Consider the following 869-nt stretch of genomic DNA (forward strand, 5'->3'; position numbering starts at 1 on the left):
TTACCGCTCGACTTGCATGTGTTAGGCCTGCCGCCAGCGTTCAATCTGAGCCATGATCAAACTCTTCAATTTAAAGTTTTTGATGGCTCAATGAATACTGATTGAATATCGATAACTAGAAGCTAGTCATGATATTCGAATTGACTGTGCCAAATAATAAGTAAACTTGTTATTTGTATTGGTCACTCAGTTCATTGATGCCAAATTCATTCTTACTTAAAAAGTAACAATGAATAGTTTTGACTATTCATTTCACGAGTGCCCACACAGATTGCATGGTCAAATTGTTAAAGAGCTTTGCTTTCAGTGCCTTAACACTTAAGCAGGAGGCGTATAATACGCTTTCCACTTTGAAAGTCAACATAAAATTCTATGTAATTCACACAAAACATTATGTTGACTCGTCTCATTGAGACAAGTCGAAATTAAAGCCTGGCGATGACCTACTCTCACATGGGGAGACCCCACACTACCATCGGCGCTATTACGTTTCACTACTGAGTTCGGCATGGGATCAGGTGGGTCCATAATGCTATGGTCGCCAAGCAAATTCGGGTTATTTACCGCCATTAGGCGATAAATACAATCTGGGAAAATCTAACTAGTTACAATATYGTTCTTAACACGCATTCAAGCGTTTATGGAGTCCGTAAAACCCCTTGGGTGTTGTATGGTTAAGCCTCACGGGCAATTAGTACAGGTTAGCTCAATGCCTCGCAGCACTTACACACCCTGCCTATCAACGTCGTAGTCTTCGACAACCCTTTAGAGACCTTAAAGGTCTAGAGATGACTCATCTTGAGGCTCGCTTCGCGCTTAGATGCTTTCAGCGCTTATCGATTCCGAACGTAGCTACCGGGCAATGCGAT

General features: G+C 41.9%; 3 rRNA genes. All 3 read right to left on the reverse strand.

Annotated elements, in window-relative coordinates:
• Positions 1–72: ribosomal RNA gene (locus L4C35_RS23160) — 16S ribosomal RNA — on the reverse strand; the annotation flags it as partial.
• Between the two features lie 358 nt (positions 73–430).
• Positions 431–546 (reverse strand): 5S ribosomal RNA (gene rrf, locus L4C35_RS23165).
• 124 nt (positions 547–670) lie between these two features.
• Positions 671–869 (reverse strand): 23S ribosomal RNA (locus L4C35_RS23170); the annotation flags it as partial.

Source organism: Photobacterium kagoshimensis, from assembly GCF_050337045.1.
GTDB classification, from domain to species: Bacteria; Pseudomonadota; Gammaproteobacteria; order Enterobacterales; family Vibrionaceae; genus Photobacterium; species Photobacterium kagoshimensis.